11 protein-coding genes are annotated in these 18,813 nt (G+C 41.2%); 9 read left to right on the top strand and 2 right to left on the bottom strand.

What is annotated here, in order from left to right:
• Positions 1–146: 146 nt before the first annotated feature.
• From DWX84_RS08985 to DWX84_RS08945, 9 genes are all read left to right on the top strand, one after another.
• A complete protein-coding gene (locus DWX84_RS08985; protein WP_005864187.1) occupies positions 147–914 on the top strand; it encodes a DUF1080 domain-containing protein in 768 nt (255 codons plus the stop codon).
• A gap of 31 nt (positions 915–945) precedes the next feature.
• On the top strand, positions 946–2,289 hold the full coding sequence (locus DWX84_RS08980; protein WP_005864188.1) for a Gfo/Idh/MocA family oxidoreductase: 1,344 nt from the start codon (positions 946–948) through the stop codon (positions 2,287–2,289).
• A gap of 8 nt (positions 2,290–2,297) precedes the next feature.
• Complete coding sequence (locus DWX84_RS08975) at positions 2,298–4,139, top strand: glycoside hydrolase family 13 protein (RefSeq protein ID WP_034528029.1); 1,842 nt, start codon at positions 2,298–2,300, stop codon at positions 4,137–4,139.
• A gap of 18 nt (positions 4,140–4,157) precedes the next feature.
• Positions 4,158–7,226, top strand: a complete 3,069-nt coding sequence (locus tag DWX84_RS08970) for a TonB-dependent receptor (protein WP_005864190.1) — start codon at positions 4,158–4,160, stop codon at positions 7,224–7,226.
• 12 nt (positions 7,227–7,238) lie between these two features.
• Positions 7,239–8,624, top strand: coding sequence for a RagB/SusD family nutrient uptake outer membrane protein (locus DWX84_RS08965; protein ID WP_005864192.1), 1,386 nt, complete (start codon positions 7,239–7,241; stop codon positions 8,622–8,624).
• A gap of 68 nt (positions 8,625–8,692) precedes the next feature.
• On the top strand, positions 8,693–10,531 hold the full coding sequence (locus DWX84_RS08960; protein WP_005864194.1) for a glycoside hydrolase family 13 protein: 1,839 nt from the start codon (positions 8,693–8,695) through the stop codon (positions 10,529–10,531).
• A gap of 6 nt (positions 10,532–10,537) precedes the next feature.
• Positions 10,538–12,217 (top strand): carboxylesterase/lipase family protein, encoded by a 1,680-nt coding sequence (locus DWX84_RS08955; protein ID WP_009276690.1) that lies wholly within the window; start codon positions 10,538–10,540, stop codon positions 12,215–12,217.
• A gap of 17 nt (positions 12,218–12,234) precedes the next feature.
• A complete protein-coding gene (locus DWX84_RS08950) occupies positions 12,235–13,209 on the top strand; it encodes a sugar phosphate isomerase/epimerase (RefSeq protein ID WP_008781089.1) in 975 nt (324 codons plus the stop codon).
• Between the two features lie 271 nt (positions 13,210–13,480).
• Positions 13,481–16,312 (top strand): transporter substrate-binding domain-containing protein, encoded by a 2,832-nt coding sequence (locus DWX84_RS08945; protein WP_009018669.1) that lies wholly within the window; start codon positions 13,481–13,483, stop codon positions 16,310–16,312.
• 85 nt (positions 16,313–16,397) lie between these two features.
• Here DWX84_RS08945 and DWX84_RS08940 read toward each other — a convergent pair whose 3' ends face one another.
• Together DWX84_RS08940 and DWX84_RS21835 are read right to left on the bottom strand one after the other, a co-directional pair.
• On the bottom strand, positions 16,398–18,458 hold the full coding sequence (locus DWX84_RS08940; protein ID WP_005864201.1) for an alpha-L-fucosidase: 2,061 nt from the start codon (positions 18,456–18,458) through the stop codon (positions 16,398–16,400).
• 174 nt (positions 18,459–18,632) lie between these two features.
• Positions 18,633–18,813, bottom strand: a 181-nt coding sequence (locus DWX84_RS21835; protein ID WP_233573926.1) for a hypothetical protein, incomplete at its 5' end; no start/stop codon positions are given.

Raw genomic sequence — 18,813 nt, 5'->3', positions numbered from 1 at the left:
AATTCTAGTTGGTTTATAGGTGTGTTGATACGAAAAGTAACAATTTTGATATGATTGAATGGTTTGTTTTTCAATATCAATGATACATTTGCGACAAGTTCTTTAATGAGATAAGACTAGTAACGTTAAATTAATACTATGTTAATATGAAGAAAGTAATTGTTTTAATCAGTTTTTTATGTGGAGCGTTCTTTGTAAGTGCTCAACAAGGTAATCAACAACAAAGGCAACAAGAGCGGTGGAAACCGGAAAGTACAGAATGGTATCATCCTGTACCTCCAAAAGTAACCCCTGGAGTTGGAACAAGTGCTCCTTCTGATGCAATCATCCTGTTTGATGGAAAAGATCTTACAAAATGGGAAGCTGCTGGGAAGGATGGTGGATCTGCAAAATGGGCTATAAAGGATGGAACGATGGTTGTAGTTCCCGGTTCTGGCTCTATCCGTACAAAAGAGTATTTTGGTGATTGCCAATTACACATAGAGTTTAAGACCCCGATACCAGGTAAAGATAATACTTTACAAATGAAAGGAAATAGTGGCATTATGTTACAAAGTCGTTATGAGGTACAGGTCCTAGATTGTGAGGATAATCCTACTTACGTAAATGGCTGGGTTGGTAGTGTTTATAAGCAAAGTGCTCCTTTAGCAAATGCTTTTACAAAGACGAATGAATGGCAAGTTTATGATATATATTGGAAAGCTCCTCGTTTTGGAACAAATGATGAGTTGGAATCTCCTGCGATGATAACAGTCGTCTTGAATGGGATTGTTGTTCAGAATAATTATGTGCTGAAAGGGAATACCCCATATACAGGGTTACCTAAATATGTAGCTCATGGCCGTATGCCTTTAAGTTTACAAGACCATGGGGTAGAAGTTGCTTTCCGAAATATTTGGATTAGAGATTTGTAGAAAGAAGTTTAACCTTAAAGAATGATAACTTATGACTACACGTAGAAATTTCTTGAAAAATACAACAATGCTGGCGGCAGGTTTAGGAGTATCTCCTCTTTTGTCTTCGTCACCCTTACGATCTTATCAGAAAGAAGAGGTCATAAATGGAAAAGTAAGAATTGCCGTGATTGGAGTTGGAATGGGATGTCGAGATTTGCAAGGAGCGTTGACTGATAATCCATGGGTACATTGTGTCGGTATGTGTGATGTGAATAAAGTCAGACTTGAAGAGCAGCTTGCACGTTTTAAGAAAGATTTTCCAGAACAGACGGTTTCTATAAAAGCTTATACTGATTTTCGGGAGGTACTGGCCAATAAAGAAATTGATGGGGTTATTATTGCCACGCCCGACCATTGGCATCCTTATATTTTTGCAGAAGCCTTGAAGGCGGGAAAAGCTATTTATGTAGAGAAACCTGTTGGTAATTCAATTTCTGAGTGCAATGCGATGATGGACTTTCAGAAAAAGTATAAAGGTGTTGTGACAACGGGATTATGGCAAACAAGCCAACGCTATTTCAGGGCTGCGAATGAGATATTAAAATCTGGTGTGCTAGGGGATGTTTATAAGGTACAATTATGGCTTTGCCAATCTACAAATCCTCGTCCTTCTGTTGAGGATTCAGAGGCACCATCCACTTTGGACTATGATATGTGGTTAGGACCGGCTCCGGAACGTCCTTTTAATAATTCCCGTTTTCGTGGTTGGCGTGGTTTTTGGGATTATGGTGGTGGCCAACAGACTGATTGGGGGGTGCATTGGATTGATTCTGCTTTTGACGGGTTAAAAGCACTTGGTTTATGTGATAGAGAATACCCAGATGCGGTCTTTTCTATTGCATATAAAGATCCGGCATCGTTTAATGAAACTCCAAGTTGCCAAACAAGTATTTTCCAATATAAGAATTTCCATATTGAATGGGCTCAACAAGTTGCTTACCTTTATAATCGGAATCAAGGGGTCGCTTGGGTCGGAAGTAAAGCCACTCTGGTATGTAATCGTGAAGGCTATGAGTTGATACCGGAGAAAACCCGTGATGGTATCCTTTTGGCCGATAAAGCTCAATTGGTTGGTAAATTTGAAGATGGGGGAGTAGAGGCTCATGCGACTAATTGGTGTAAATGTATTTTGAATAAATCGATTGAGACAAATAGTCCGATAGAAAAGGGGGCTTTTGCTACAATATTGGCTCATATGGCCAATATCTCGTATCGGACAGGAACTCGTGTGGTATACGATCCTCAAACAAGGAAATTTGTGGACAATCCTAAAGCGGATGCATACTTGAACAAAACATATAGAAGCCCTTGGCAATTTCCGAATATAAAATGAATGAAATTATGAAAAGACTATTATTGTTTACCATTTGCTTGTTGTGCGCCAGTTCTGTATATGCTATTGATATTTCACGGTTAGAACCTGCTTGCTGGTGGGTAGGGATGAAAAATCCGGAATTACAGATTATGGTATATGGCAAGAATATCGCAAGCTCTCAAGTTTATATTGATTATCCGGGGGTAAGAGTCAAGGAAATTGTTGGAGTCGAGAACCCTAATTACTTGTTCCTTTATTTGGATATCTCCAGAGATGCCTCTCCCGGTACAATGAATTTGATATTTCAAAAAGGGAAAGAGAAAGAAATCCGGGCCTTTGAGTTAAAGGAAAGAAATAAAAAGGTTGGAGCTGCTGGATTTTCACCTGCGGATGTGATGTACTTGATTACTCCAGATCGTTTTGCAAATGCGGATCCATCTAATGACAATCTAGATGATGTGAAAATAGATCGTTCGAGAGGGGGAGCTCGCCATGGAGGTGATTTACGTGGTATTATTAATAAATTGGATTATATCCGTGATTTAGGCTTTACGACAATTTGGTTAAATCCTGTATTGGAAAATAGGATGCCGGGAGGTTCTTATCACGGATACGCTATTACTGATTTTTATCAGGTAGATCCTCGTTTTGGAACGAATGAAGAATATTGTGAATTGATAGATAAGGCCCACGAAAAAGGAATGAAAGTCGTGATGGATATGATTTTTAATCATTGCGGAAGCTCTCATTGGTGGTTAAAAGATTTTCCTTCCTCGGATTGGCTGAATAATCAAGACAACTTTGTTCAAACAAATCATTTTAAATGGACTCTTATGGATGTTCACGCTCCTCAGTCGGAGAGAGAGATCTTGGTAAATGGTTGGTTTGGTAGAGGTATGCCAGATTTAAATCAGAAAAATAGGCACTTAGCCCGATATTTGATTCAAAATAGCATTTGGTGGATTGAATACTCACAGATTGATGGTATCCGTCAAGATACACATCCATATGCAGATTATGATTTTATGGCAACTTGGTGTAAGGAGGTGGAAAATGAATATCCGGATTTCAATATTGTGGGAGAAGCTTGGTATCCAAGAGGGACTGCTTCGGCTTGGTGGCAAAGAGATTCTAAAATGAATGAATCTAATAGTAACTTAAAGACAGTGATGGATTTTGATTTGACCTTTACTTGCCAAAAAGCGTTTGGAGATGCATGTTCTAGCCGTGAAGGATTCGAAGCAGGGTTATTTAAAATTTATGAAGTTATCGCACAGGATTTTTTATTCCCGGATCCTAATAATGTACTAGTCTTTTTGGATAATCATGATTTAGGACGCTTTATGCAGAAAGGAGAATCTGATTTAAGAAGGTATAAACAGGCTATTGCTTTTTTATTAACAACTCGAGGGATTCCTCAGATTTATTATGGGACAGAGATTTTAATGTCTGGGACAAAAGCAGAAGGAGATGGTATTATCCGCACTGATTTTCCCGGAGGTTGGGCAGGAGATCCAAAAGATGCTTTCACTCCTGAGGGACGTACGGATTTGCAGAATCAAGCTTGGGATTATATGAGAAAATTATTGAATTGGAGACAGCGATGTGATGCTGTTAAAGAAGGTAAGTTGATTCATTATACTCCTGATAAATCGGGTTGTTACGTATATGCTAGGGTAAAGGATAATAAAACGGTACTTGTTTTAATGAATGGAACAGATCAAAACCAGACATTAGATATGAATCGTTTTCATGAAGTCGTAAAAGATTATAGATCTGGGAAAGATATTATAACAGATACGATCGTTGCGATAGACACGGCGGTTCATATTCCGGCTCGTGGTGTTTATATTTTAGAACTTGTCTAACTTTAAATTTAATATGTCATGAGATGTAAAAGTATTAGTGAATTTATTATGTGCTTTATGCTTTCTTTGTTTTCATTGACAGCGTTTGCGCAAATCAAGATCACAGGAACTGCTTCTGATGCGGAGACAGGAGAGCCTTTATCTTTTATCACCATACAGATTAAAGGTACCACTGCGGGTACTACTTCCGATATGGATGGAAATTATTCAATTGAGGTACCTAATAGAGATGCCATTTTAGTGTATTCTTATATTGGTTATCGTTCCCAAGAGATAAAGGTCGGAAATCAGACTCATATTAATGTTCGTCTATCGGAAGATGTGGAGACATTAGATGAAGTGGTCGTTGTTGGCTATGGAGTTCAGAATAAGAGAGATGTGACAGGATCGATCGCTAAAGTTGGAAGTGAGGAACTAATGTCTGTTCCAACAAGCTCTTTCGATGCCGCTTTACAAGGGCGTGCCGCTGGTGTACAAGTAACCCAAACATCGGGTTTGGCTGGCTCTGGTGCAGCCATTCGAGTGAGAGGTATCGCTTCTATTACCGCTGGAGGTGATCCATTGATTGTTGTTGATGGAATACCCATCATGCAAAATGCCGGAGATCGAGTGGGTGCAGCACAAGATAATCCAATGTCATCTATAAATGCGAATGATATTGAAAGTATTGATATATTGAAAGATGCCTCGGCAACGGCTATTTATGGATCCAGAGGTGCGAACGGTGTTGTCTTAATAACAACTAAACGTGGTAAATCAGGAAAACCTCAAATAAATTTTAGTTCTAAAGTTGCATTTTCAACAACTAATAGGAAAGTTGATATGTTGGAAACTAAAGATTATCTGGATATTTATAAAGAAGCATTGGAAAATGATTATAAGTTTAATCCCTCTGGTGCGACAGATCCTTCTACTGTATCATCATATCCCGGTGGTTATTCAGAAGAACAAGCTTTATTAAATAATACGGATTGGCAAGATCTTATTACGAGAACAGGAATTTCTACCTACAATGATTTATCGGTATCGTGGGGTAATAAGAAAATACAGACTTATTTAGGGGTTTCTAATGTAGAAGAGAATTCATATTTGGTGAATGATCATTTCGGAAGGACGAGCGTACGCCTTAATATTGATTATAAGCCTATAAACATTTTAAAAATAGGTGGAAATTTTAGTTTCTCTCACACGGATCATCGACCCACTCCTTCAAGTTGGGATGGTGGTTGGGGACGTGCCATAAGTACGGCTTTGCCTTATTTCCCAGCCTATAATTCGGATGGTAGTTATTATGTTTTTCCTAAATCAACAAATCCGGTGACGGAGGCAAATGAGAAAAGACGTAGAATATTTACCCAACGTACAATGGCAAGTTTATATGCTGACTTACAGATAATCAAAGGATTGTCATTGCGGCTAGAAGGTAATATAGATTATCGAGATAATGAGTCTAATTATTTACGAACGAAAGAATTATCAACAAAACCGAATAGTAATGTGACAAATCGTTATGAGACAAATTGGAATGCGAAAGCACTCTTGAATTATAGCTTGTCGATTAATGAAAAACATCGTTTTCATTTCTTGTTGGGAACAGAAGCATTGAAATCTACACGAGTATCGAATTATACGAATGTCGTATTTGAGCAAGGAAAAGAAGATTGGTTATTTAATAATCCGGCTTATGATGAAACGAATAAGACTTTTACGAGCTATCCTAATCAAGATTTCTCATTTATATCCTTTTTCGGACGTATAAATTATACATTTAAAGACCGTTATATGTTCACTGGTACTTTCCGTAGAGATGGTTCGTCACGATTTGGGGAGAATAATAAATTTGGTAATTTCCCTGCGGCTTCTATTGGTTGGATGATCACGGAAGAGGACTTTTTAAAAGATAACGAGGTTGTAAGCTTGTTGAAATTGAAAACAGGTTTTGGTATTACTGGTAATGCGGAAATCCCTAACTATGCGCAATGGGGGGCAGTTAGCGTGAATACGAATCAATTGTATGTAGGGGATAATTATTGGTATATCAATTCTTTGAAAAACCCAGATTTGAAGTGGGAAACAACCTCTACTTTTGATGTAGGTTTGGAGTATGGTTTCTTAAAAAATCGGATTTCAGGTGAAATCGGATTTTATAATAAGAATTCCAAAGATCTATTTTTGAATGTAAGTGTTCCAGCATCTGTGGGATATACGGCATTCTTGGCAAATATCGGAAAAGTCAGAAATACGGGTGTGGAGTTTAATATTAAATCCGTGAATATTACAAATAGAGATTTTACATGGACTACTGATTTTAATATCAGCTATAATAAGAATAAGGTTTTGGATGTTGGTAATGCAGGACCAGACGCATTAAGTGGAGAAGGTGATACACGTGTGTTAGTAGGACAGCCTATTGGCGTAAACTATTTGGTTAAGGTTCTACGTGTTGATCCTCAGGATGGTATGCCTGTTTATGAAATGCTTGATGAGAATAAGAAACCGGTTGGTGAAACTAAAGAATATAATGCGGATAGAGATCGTCAGCCTGTAGGCCATCCTTATTCCGATTTTGTAGGAGGTTTGAATAATACGTTTACATATAAGAACTGGGATTTCGGTTTTATGTTTACATTCCAAATAGGCGGCAATATTTATGACGATGGTGAGAAATTTCAGATGAATAATGTTGGCACTTGGAATCTGAAAAGTAATGTTCTTGATAGATGGCAGAAACCTGGTGATGTGACAGATGTACCTCGGGTAAGTTTAGGAAAAAGTGGCATTGAACTGGCGAGAAATACAACTGAATATCTACATGATGCGGGATTCTTACGTTTAAAAAATGTAAATGTGGGTTATACTTTCAAAGGTATTAGAATCAAGAAGTTTAATATAAGGGATATTCGATTATATGCTCAAGCAACTAATTTATTGACTTTATTTAGTGAATACTATAATAAATATAGTGGTGAGCCTGAGATTATGCGTGATGTCGATTCAGCTCAGAAGAGGAATTTGAGTTTGAATGTGACTTATTTAACACCTCCTCAAGCTCGTACATATACTATCGGATTAAGTGTTAACTTTTAAATGAATAAGATTATGAAAGTAAAATATATAGCAGTAATATTACTCAGTACCCAATTAGTCTATACGGCATGTGATGACATGGGATTTCTACAAATAAAACCAGATAGTTTAGAACTGACAGATGATCGTATTAAGACGGTAGATGATTTGGAGAATTTATTGTTGGGTGCTTATAATGGAATACGTTCTTCGGGCTTTTGGGGAGGCCGGACGTTGCGTGGTTTTGATGTGATCGCAGATGATGGTGTGGCAGATGTGGCTACTTTTGAATGGGTTCAGATGAGTGCTCATACAATGAATTTGGTAAATGCGGTTGGACGTGATACCTGGACCGCGACATATAATGCCATAAATATGGCGAATCAAGTTGCGTTTAGCGATTTAGGGGAAAGTATCTTGGCGAGTGATCCTCAGAAAGAAGCTCAATTTAAGGCTGAGGCATCTTTTATTCGTGCATTAGGATATTTTCATTTAGTAAGAGCCTTTGGCCTTCCTTATGCAGAGGAGACTAAGGATATCGCAGAGATGGGAGTTCCCCTTCGTTTAAGGGGGGTGATGGATCGTGCTACTGCATTTGAGGTCGTACAACGTTCAACGGTCTCTGAGGTTTATTCTCAAATAATCTCAGATTTGGAATATGCGATCGAAAACTTACCTGGAGAGAATAAAGTAGAGTCTGGTAGAGCGACCGTTGATGGCGCAAAAGCGTTATTGGCAAAAGTCTATTTTTATAAACATGATTTTGGGAATGCGGCTAAATATGCGGAACAAGTTATTAATACTCAGAAGTATGATCTTGATGAGGATTTGACTGCTAAATTCGGTAGAGCGGAAAAAAAGACTGTTACGCAAGAAATTGTAGCGATGATACCTTCTGCGTCATTGATTGAGGATTCTTGGGGTGGTTTAAGAGATTATCGTACGAATGGATTGGCTTTACCCACAAGCAGGCCGTCTAATGAGTTGATTGCTGCTTATGACCAACAAAATGATAATCGTTTTAAAACGTTTTTTAAAAATATAGACGGTTCATGGTATACTCTGAAGTTTGATTATGAGTATATGGATGGTATTATTATTGGATATAATGAGTTGTTACTACTTTATGCCGAGTCTTTAGCTAAATCGAATGGAAATATGAATCAAGCTTTGAATGCTTTGCAAAAAATAGAAAAAAGGGCTTATGGCAAAGCTAATACTACAACTACTGATAGGGCTTCTTTTATTAAAGCAGTACAGAAGGAACGTCGTTTGGAAATAGCTTTACAAGGTGAGAGATTATTTGAATTGAAGCGTATCAAACAGTCGGTTCGTGGTGAAGCTTGGGATTCTCATAAAGTGATGTTTCAGATTCCGGATGTTGAGCAGAATGGTAATCCTGATGTTAATATGAATTAACTTGGCTGTTTAAAAAGGGTGAGTTTGGCTCACCCTTTATTTGCTTTTACATCTAAATAATTATAGCTATGATTAGAAAAATAATAATATTTACTTCATTTCTGTTATTTGTACTTGGGACAGTGGCTGCTCAAACGATAAATAAGGTAGAGCCGTTGTTTTGGTGGGCAGGAATGAGAAATCCAGAATTACAGTTGATGGTATATGGGGATCATATTTCTGAATATCATCCTGTTATAAATGAACCTGGTGTTTATTTAAAAAGTTGTGTAACGGTAGATAGTCCCAATTATTTAATATTATATTTAGATTTATCACAAGCTCATTCTGGAACATTTGATATAACTTTTGTGAATGGGGAAAAGAAGTTCGTATATGCTTACGAGCTGAAAGAGCGCAAGGAGAGTACAGATGATATACAAGGATATGATTCTTCGGATGTGTTGTATTTAATTATGCCGGACCGTTTTGCTAATGGTGACCAATCGAATGATCAGATTTCTATGTCAACGGAATATGTGATGGATCGTAGTAAGCCTGGGGCTCGACATGGAGGTGATTTGAAGGGGATCGAAGATCATTTGGATTATTTTGTGGACCTTGGGGTAACAGCTATATGGTTAAATCCCGTGTTGGAGAATGATGGGAAAGGAGGTTCTTATCATGGCTATTTCTCAACGGATATGTTTCATGTGGATAGGCGTCTAGGATCAAATGAAGATTACCTTCGATTGATAAATAAAGCGCATCAAAAGGGATTACGGGTTGTTATGGATATGATTTTTAATCATATTGGAGCAAATCATCCTTGGGTGCTAGATGTGCCATCTAAGGATTGGTTTAATGTAAGTCCTTCTAAAAGGGGGAATCATGCTAAGGCTATTTTCTATGACAATTATGCATCAACTTATGATTCTGAAGTAATGAAATATGCAGGATTTGGAATAGATTTGAATCAAGCAAATCCTCATGTTGGTAAATATCTTATTCAGAATTCTATATGGTGGATTGAGTATGCTCGGATTGATGCGATTAGGCAAGATACATATCCATATTCCGATTTTGATATGATGCGTGAGTGGAATATCCAAATCATGAATGAATATCCTCAGTTTAATATAGTTGGTGAGATTTGGACTAATTATACGATTGGTACGGCTTGGTGGCAAAAAGGGTGTAAACTTAATTTTGGAAAAGATACGGAACTGAAGTCTGTGATGGATTTTACTCTGATGAGTATTGCAAGTGATATCTTTAATGACAAGTCTTCACCGGAAGGGCGATTAGATAAAATCTATGATCATTTGTGTTATGATTTCGTGTATCCAGATATTAAAAATGTTTTGCGTTTTTTAGATAATCACGATACTGATAGGTTTTTACGTTCGGAGCCTAAAGACTTAGATGGTTATAAACAAGGGGTTGCCTTTTTATTAACAATCCCTGGCACTCCTCAATTATATTATGGACATGAATTGTTAATGTCTGGGACGAAAAGTCGCCCGGGTGGGGATGGGAATATACGTTTAGATGTTCCAGGAGGGTGGCCTGGAGATTCTCAGAATTGGTTTACGAGGGAAGGACGTTCCGACCTACAGAATAAGGCTTGGGATTATTTACAGACTTTATTGAAGTGGAGGAAGGGCAATAAGATCATTTCTGAAGGTAATATGAAACATTATATGCCACAATTAGGAGTGTATGTATATGAGCGTTATCTAGAGGGTAAAAGTGTCATGGTCATTATTAATGGAGCTAATCATGAAGTTGATCTTCCACTTGCCCGTTATAAGGAATCTTTAAAAGAGGGAATAGAAGGAAAGGATATAATAACGAAACGAACGATCTTATTTAAGGACAGCTTGAAGCTGGCATCTAAAGAGGTATTGGTCGTTGAGATGAATTAAGAGATTATGAAAATAAACAGACGACAATTCGTAAGAAACTTAGGATTGGGCACAGCCTCGTTGAGTATGGGAAGTTTGATATCGACTTCTTCTTGTGCCCCTTCTGGGGATTCCCGTGATAAAAGAGGGAAAGTGAGTGATGACGATCAATTCCTATTTATCGGTGACGATATCGCCATCGCCCAGACAGAGTATGGGAAGGTGCAGGGATATCTGCTGAATCATGTATATACGTTCTTGGGAGTTCCTTATGGGGCTGATACGTCGGGAAAAAATCGCTTTATGCCTCCCCAAAAGCCAGAGCCGTGGACAGATGTGAGACCGGCGGTTTTTTATGGGAATACGGCGCCGCAACGTATGGAGAACCGGTGGCCCAATAATTACGGAACTTTTGCCGATCATTGGAACTACTGGGATGTGAGTGAGGATTGCTTATATTTAAATGTATGGACACCGGGCATTGCGGATGGTAAGAAACGTCCCGTATTGGTGTGGCTGCATGGCGGTGGTTTTACAAATGGTAGTGGGATCGAGCAGGATGGATATCATGGAGAGAATATAAGCCGGGAAGGAGATATCGTATTCTGTTCCATTAATCATCGGTTGGGGCCGATTGGCTTCTCTGACTTATCTGGTGTTGGTGGAGAAGCGTATAAGGATTCCGGAAACGTGGGGATGTTAGATATTATTGCCGCCTTGCGATGGGTTCATGATAATATCGCCAATTTCGGTGGAGATCCCGGGAACGTAACGGTTATGGGACAATCCGGAGGAGGTTCTAAGGTCTGTACAGTAGCCGCTATGCCGGCGGCAAAAGGTTTGATCCATAGAGCCGTGGCTTTAAGTGGATCTACGGTAGGAGCTTCCGATCAGGTGATGACCCGGAAGGTGGGAGAATATATTTTGAGAGAAGCGGGGCTGACTGCTTCCCAACTGGATAAATTGCAAAGAATACCTTGGCGGGAATATTTGGATATAGCGGATAGGGCTTGTAAAAAGTGCTGGGAAGATCAAGGGATTAGCATGAGACGGACTTTTGGCCCTGTTGCTGATGACCGGAATATTCCGGCCGGTGTATTCTACTCCGGTGAGAGCCATTTGGAGTCTCCTGTCGTCCCGATGATATTCTGTACGACTTTCCATGAATGGAACCCGAACAGGGCGGATGCGGCCTTGGAAAAAATCACTCAAGACGGTGTGATCGAGAAACTGAGAAGTCAATATGGTGATAAAGCGGAATCGATCGTGAAGGCTTTCGCCAAGAATTTCCCGGATAAGACTCCGATGGAGCTTTGGGCGATGATTTTGTCTTCCCGTCAACGAGTGGTTGAGGCGGCTAACGCAAAATTAAAGCAAGGCCAGCCTGTGTATGTAGCTTGGTTTGGCTGGTGTCCGCCCTTGTTTAATAACCGTATGCGTGCGTTCCATTGCTCGGATATCTGTTTCTGGTTTAAAAATACGGATCGGATGTTTACTCATACGGGTGGAGGTAAGGTACCTCGTGCGTTGTCAGATAAGATGTCTGGCGCTTTGTTGAATTTCATGCGGACAGGAGATCCGAACGGAGGAGAGTTACCCGTTTGGCCGAAATACACGGAAGAAAATGGAGAGGTGATGATCTTGAATAATACGTGTGAGGCTCGGAATGATCCGGACCGGGAGGCCCGTAAATCTTTGGAGGTTTAATTTAAAACGAGAGTGTTATGCTTGAGAAAAAGATTTCAAGACGTAATATGCTTCGGACTACCGGTCTGGCGGTTTTGGGCAGTACGTTCGCAGGCTTGGCTTCTTGCGCTCCGAAGAAAAAAGAGGAGCCATCACCCGAAGCATCCTCTTCGAAACGTCCTTTCCGTGTCTGTCTCAATGTCTCTACGATAGCGGGTTATAAACTTCCTGTTCAAAAACAGATTGACTTATGTGCCGAGGCTGGTTTTGAGGGAATTGAGTTATGGACCCGTGATGTGGATGCGTTCGTAAAGCAAGGGGGAACTTATGAGACACTCAGGCGTCAGCTGGAAGGTTCCGGGCTTTTATTGGAGAATATGATCGGTTTTGCCTCGTGGTTTGCCGATGATCCTTCGAAACGGAAGGAAGGGCTAAACCAAATGCGGCATGATATGGAGATGGTAGCGGGATTGGGCGGTAAATTTATCGCCGCTCCTGCTCAAGGAGTTACTCAACTGGATCGTACACGGTTGCCAGAGTATTCCGAACGCTATCGGGCGATACTGGATTTAGGGGATGAGATGGGTGTCACTCCGATATTGGAACTATGGGGAGCCGGGGTTCTGAATCAATTATCGGATACCATGGCGATAGCGATCGCCTCCGGGCATTCGCGGGCTTCTGTCTTATTGGATTTCTACCATTTGTACAGAGGAGGAAATAGTTTTGATAGTTTACGCTTGATAAATGGTAAGATCCTTCCGGTTTTTCATATCAACGATTATCCGGAGTTGCCTCCTCGTACGGAGTTGAGAGATTCGGATCGGGTGTTTCCGGGAGATGGTATTTGCCCGTTTAATAAGGTACTTCCTTTGCTATACGACTCCGGTTTCCGGGGTGGGTTATCCGTAGAGCTTTTTAATAAGGGATATTGGGAAACCATGGATGTAAAGGAGGTCTTAAAGAAGAGTTTTGAGAAAACCACACAGGTAATCAATAGTTCGATGGGATAAAAGTTTGTTGGGATTTAGGAAAGGGACTGCCTCGAGGTGTTTTACCTTCGAGGCGGTCCCTTCTGTTTTTATAGTATCTTCTTTTAAAAATCAATTATTTTATAATCCGCTGTGATATAAAAAGTAGTATATTTGCGTACTCTGTTTTGGGGTACGCAAAAGCTTTGTTCACCAGAATGAATAGGCATTATCCTAAATAAACCGTTGTTTTGCGGAGAGGTCTAGGGGTTGTTATCATCGGGAAAGCCGATAATAAAAGATATACATTATAATGAATTTACTTCTGAGATATGTGGGTCATGGTATAACTATAAGTTTGTTAGTATTTATAATGCTGGCGTTTCATTTGTCTACGTTAGCACGGACAAGTGAAAAACGTGTGCTCCGGGTTGCCTTTCCGCAGGTGGTAGGCATGAGTTGGACGGCGGAGGACGGTAGTCATCATGGTATGCTCGTGGACTATCTCAATGAGATTGCCAAATATACCGGTTGGGAATACGAGTACATTGATACGAATAGGCAAACCGTGTTGAATGAATTTATCGCAGGTCAGTATGAATTGATGGGTGGAAACTATTATATACCCGGTTTAGAGAAATATTATGCTTATCCGGATTACAATATGGGATATAGCCGTTCTTTGTTGCTTGCTCGTTCTGACGATCGTACTATCCATAGCTATAATTTGGAGAGTATGAACGGGAAAACCATCGGTGTATATGAGAATGCGAAAGAAAATATTCGCCGCCTCAAGGAGTTTTTGGCTATCAACGGATTAGACTGTAAGTTCCAATATTACAGCTTGAAAGATATGCAGAAGAACGACGAGGGATTATATTTTTATTTAATGAATGGAGAGATAGACTTGCTGTTGAGTGGCATTATTTACAATCACGATTCTGTACGGGTGATCGCTACATATAATTCTCAACCCTATTATATCGTAACCAATCCGGGTAATAAGGAAGTATTGGATGGTTTGAATATGGCTTTGGAACGGATCTTGGATGCCAATCCAAATTTCGCGGCAGAGCGTTATGCCGCTAACTTTCCTGCCCGACTTGTAAATATCCAATTTAGTGACCGGGATCTGGAATATGTCAAGAAAAGGAAAACGATCACGGTAGCCGTTCCGGAGAATTGGTATCCTTTTTATTGTAAAGAAACCTCCCAGAAGAACCATGTCGGTATCATGGTGGATGTATTGGATGAGATCAAGGACTTTACGGGTTTGGATTTTTCGTATGTGTATGCGAAGAATTATAGTGATGCGGTCCATCTGGTACAACGAGGGAAAGCTGATATCTTAGGCTTTTTCTTGGGAGATGAGAACGATGCGGCCCAGCTAGGGCTTGCGCTTTCAGCCTCTTATGTGAGTGCGAACAATATCATAGTACGCAATAAAGCCTGTAGTTATCCCGCTCCGGGTTTGGTTGGTGCTTTGGTGGAAAGTCAGCGATTTCCAAGTGGCATATCTGCGGAGAAGATTCGGTCCTATCCGGGCATTAAGGAGGCATTAGCCGCTGTCAATAGCGGAGAGGCTGATTTTATCTATGGATTGTCCTCTAAAATGGAACAGGATATTTCGCGTTATCATTTCACCAATCTTGCTCCTGTGACATTGGTCAATGATCAGAGTGCGATAAGTTTTGCGTTACCTACCCCGGTTGACCCGGATTTATTAACCGTACTCAACAAGGCGATCAATAATCTTTCTGAGTCCGAGAGGACTGTTATACGCAATCGGAATCTGGAATCTATCGGCGTGAGTGAATTCTCTCTTACGGACTTTATATATGCGAATCCCTTACAATTTATGTTTATCGTGATGTTTGTCTTGTCGGTGCTATTTACGGCATTACTGCTGGCTATAGGGGCCCGGATGAAAGCGACCGTGATACAGGGCAACCTGAAACGGGCTGAGGCGGCTAACTTGGCGAAGAGCGAGTTTCTTTCCCGGATGAGTCATGAGATCCGTACGCCGATGAACGGAATTGTAGGTATGAGTACTATCGCCATGCAAAACATAGATAATACCGATAAGATAAAGGACTGTCTTGAGAAAGTAATCATGTCTTCCAAGCATCTTCTCGCTCTCATTAACGACGTGCTGGATATGTCGAAGATAGAAAGCGGAAAAGTGGAACTTCGACATGAGAGCTTTAATTTCCGGGCATTCTTGCAGGACTTTGAAAATCTGTATGGCGAGCAGGCCAAGAGTAAAGGGATCAGCTATGAGACGATATTGGCTAGTGATCTGGAAGTACAGATTATAGGAGACTCCTTGCGCTTGAATCAAGTTCTCTCCAACCTGTTATCGAATGCGCTGAAATTTACGCCGGCCAAGGGAATGATTAAACTTCGGGTATCTAAAACAGGTGAGGATCAAGAGAATGTTTACCTTCGTTTCGAGGTAATCGATACGGGATGTGGTATAGCCGAGGAGAACTATGATAAAATCTTCGAATCGTTCGAACAGGAAAATGTGGATGTTACTTATAAATATGGAGGTACAGGATTAGGGCTTTCTATCGTTAAGCGTTTCACAGGGTTGATGGGTGGTGGCATACATGTGACGAGCGTGCAGGGGAGTGGCAGTACATTCACCGTTGATCTGCCTTTCGGCAAAATAAAGGAATCGGGTAAGCCCACTCGTTTTTCCGATATTAATGGGAGGAATGACCTTGCGAAGGATTGTTATGCTGTTGATTATGACTTCAAAGGTAAACGGATCTTATTGGTTGAGGACAATGAGCTTAACCGGGAGATAGCGGAGGAATTGATCGGAGTTACCGGTGCGTCGGTGGAGAGTGCTGAGGACGGGGTACAGGCCGTAGAGATGTTTAAGGAATCTGCCGAAGGATATTATGATTTGATATTGATGGATGTGCAGATGCCTCATATGGATGGCTATGAGGCTACCCGATGTATCCGGGCATTAGGGCGTTCTGATGCTCAAAAGGTTCCTATCTTCGCTATGACAGCCAACGCCTTCGCTGAGGATGTGCAGAAAAGTAGGGAGGCCGGTATGAACGCTCATATATCTAAACCATTAAATATACGTGCCGTGTATAAGCAAATGAACCGGTACCTTCAAGGATAAATAAAAGATTGATAAATAATTAAAAGGGGCCGCCTCTGGAAATTAAACTTTCGAGGCGGTCCCTTCTGCTTTTATTAGATATTCTTTATTTTTCCGTAATTACCGAGAATTCACCGATACCCGCTTGCTTTTTATTATCTACGATACGGGTTGCGACCAAACGGATTTGGTTACCTTTCGTTATCGGGAAATGTACGACTTGCTCGATCGGGTTAGCCTTGATATTGGAGAATTCGCCTTCGGCCACCTTCTTTCCATTAATATATAATTGATAGTTGGAGATATGACCGCTTGCGTCACGTCCTTGGTTCGGGGTGTAGCGGAATCCGGATATAGGCATTTCTTTCGCTAATTGTACGACTAACTCTTGTTTCCCTTGTGGCAAATAGTAGGTTGTGTAGCCGTTTCCGTCTAGGATCAGGCTGGTTTTCTCATCTTTCGGTGATACGATCGTGTAATCACAAGCAGGAATATCGAACGTTTGCGCGGAAACCGGACTGACTGTATCGAAAGTCGGATCATAGGCAATCGCCTTGACAGTTCCTTTTTGAGCGAAAGCGAATGGCGCCTGATAAAGCGGTGAGTCCTTGGTCGGATCTGAACCGTCGGTGGTATAATGAACCTCGGAGCCTTTATCCCCGGCCTGTATGGTTACTTCGTCATTGATATTACGGGCAATCGTTGGCTCGGTCACCAAGGCGGGGGCAAGGTATGCCTCCACGTTATTGATACAAAGCGGCCCGCGGGCGTCCGTGAAGTTGATGCGTATCTTCTCCGCTTTCTCGGTCTGGAAACGGACAATTCGTTTATAGCCGACAGTTGTCGTAGAATCCACGGTCTGTGCCGGAATCCATTTACCCCCTTGCTCGAGTTCGATATTGAACGAGCGTACTCGTTGTCCTAATGGGATATATTCTTGTATTACCAAGCGGTTTACATCGGTAGGATGGGTTAACGTGAAAGTCAATGAACCACTGGTTACTCCATCGTCCGTAGCCCAATAGGTATCCCAATCCCCATCTACTGCCTTATTGGGACTAAAATTACGTCCTCTTTTATTGCTCGCTTGTACGTAACACCCTTTCAAAAGATTCTCCTTAAAGTCATTTTGGATGGTTTGATACCATTGTACGGCACGGGCGGAGTCTACCGGACTTATTTTTCCGTTCAACGCTACGGGGAAGTTCAATAGAAAATTGGCGTTATGCCCGACGCTTCGGTAATAAAGATCGACTAATTTTGCCAGAGATTTGACTTGGTGATCTTCCCGGGAGTGATAGAACCATCCCGGACGGATAGATACATCGCATTCTCCACCTAGCCACATCGGTCCGTTCTCATCTCCCCATACACTCTGTTGGAAAGTAGGCATGGAGGGTTCCGGGGCGAAGATGCTCCATTGGGTATCACCGGCCCAACCTTCCTCGTTACCGATCCAGCGGATATCGGGTACTGTCCCTCCGAAAACCATGATGTCCGGGTGGTGCGCCTTGATCGTGTCTCGTGCCCGCTCATATTGATAATAGGTCTTGGCGTCTATAGCACGGGTTTCATTCGTGCCGCCATACCAGCCATTGCCACCGTTTGCCCCATCAAACCAGTATTCGAACAACGGGCCATAGTTGGAGACTAATTCATGTAATTGGGCATGGAATTTCTCTACATATCCCGGTTGTCCGTAGTTCTCACTGTTTCTGTCCCAAGGGGAGAGATAGACACCGAATTTCAGCCCGTGTTTCTTACAAGCGTCGGATAGTTCTTTTACCATATCCCCTTTGCCATCTTTCCAAGGAGAATTCTTTACGCTATATTCGGTTGTGGCGGTAGGCCATAGACAGAAACCGTCGTGATGCTTGGTGGTTAAGATTACGCCTTTCAATCCGGCGGCTTTGATTGTTTGCGCCCATTGATCGCAATCCAGATCCGTTGGATTGAATGTGGAGGCGGGAGTATTTCCGTAACCCCATTCCAGATCATTGAACGTATTTAATCCGAAATGGACAAAGGCGTATGTTTCCATCTTATGCCATTCAACTTGTGCCGGCGTGGGAACGGGCAGGATAGGGGCGGGCGCTGTCGCTTCTTTACAGGAGAAGAAGGAAAACAACCCAAGCCCCAATAAAATAGAGGAACTCAAGTGCTTCATTATTTGTTTATATTTAGATGAGACCTCAAATATATGAAAAAAAACGGCAGATTCTTATTCTGTTTTTAGATATCTAGATAAAAGATAAAGTCCCCTGTCTTTTAGATGTCTCCTCTGGGGAAATTTTCATGCTAGCATATGTTTGTTTATCAATTGTTTGCAGTGCCAGTTTATTTATCGCCTTTGGCACGGTCGTGCCATCACAGTGGCAACGCTGTGCCATCCGTGTGGCAGGGCCGTGCCATCGTAGTGGCACAGTATTACCGCTATGATGGCAAGGGTACCGGCTATATCGTTTCCGTGAGCAGTCGGTATTTTTGCGTGTGCTATATTATAATGTACCCGATATCCGTTG

Origin of the sequence: Parabacteroides sp. AF21-43 (assembly GCF_003635435.1) — a bacterium.
In the GTDB taxonomy this organism is placed as follows: Bacteria; Bacteroidota; Bacteroidia; order Bacteroidales; family Tannerellaceae; genus Parabacteroides; species Parabacteroides distasonis.
The sequence above is the reverse complement of the archived record's forward strand: the minus strand, read 5'-3'. Positions and strand labels throughout refer to the sequence as shown.

Bases quoted from the DNA above. Each gene is read 5' to 3' on its own strand.
- DWX84_RS08985 (WP_005864187.1), top strand. From the start codon at position 147: ATGAAGAAAGTAATTGTTTTAATCAGTTTTTTATGTGGAGCGTTCTTT.
- DWX84_RS08980 (WP_005864188.1), top strand. From the start codon at position 946: ATGACTACACGTAGAAATTTCTTGAAAAATACAACAATGCTGGCGGCA.
- DWX84_RS08975 (WP_034528029.1), top strand. From the start codon at position 2,298: ATGAAAAGACTATTATTGTTTACCATTTGCTTGTTGTGCGCCAGTTCT.
- DWX84_RS08970 (WP_005864190.1), top strand. From the start codon at position 4,158: ATGAGATGTAAAAGTATTAGTGAATTTATTATGTGCTTTATGCTTTCT.
- DWX84_RS08965 (WP_005864192.1), top strand. From the start codon at position 7,239: ATGAAAGTAAAATATATAGCAGTAATATTACTCAGTACCCAATTAGTC.
- DWX84_RS08960 (WP_005864194.1), top strand. From the start codon at position 8,693: ATGATTAGAAAAATAATAATATTTACTTCATTTCTGTTATTTGTACTT.
- DWX84_RS08955 (WP_009276690.1), top strand. From the start codon at position 10,538: ATGAAAATAAACAGACGACAATTCGTAAGAAACTTAGGATTGGGCACA.
- DWX84_RS08950 (WP_008781089.1), top strand. From the start codon at position 12,235: ATGCTTGAGAAAAAGATTTCAAGACGTAATATGCTTCGGACTACCGGT.
- DWX84_RS08945 (WP_009018669.1), top strand. From the start codon at position 13,481: ATGAATTTACTTCTGAGATATGTGGGTCATGGTATAACTATAAGTTTG.
- DWX84_RS08940 (WP_005864201.1), bottom strand. From the start codon at position 18,458: ATGAAGCACTTGAGTTCCTCTATTTTATTGGGGCTTGGGTTGTTTTCC.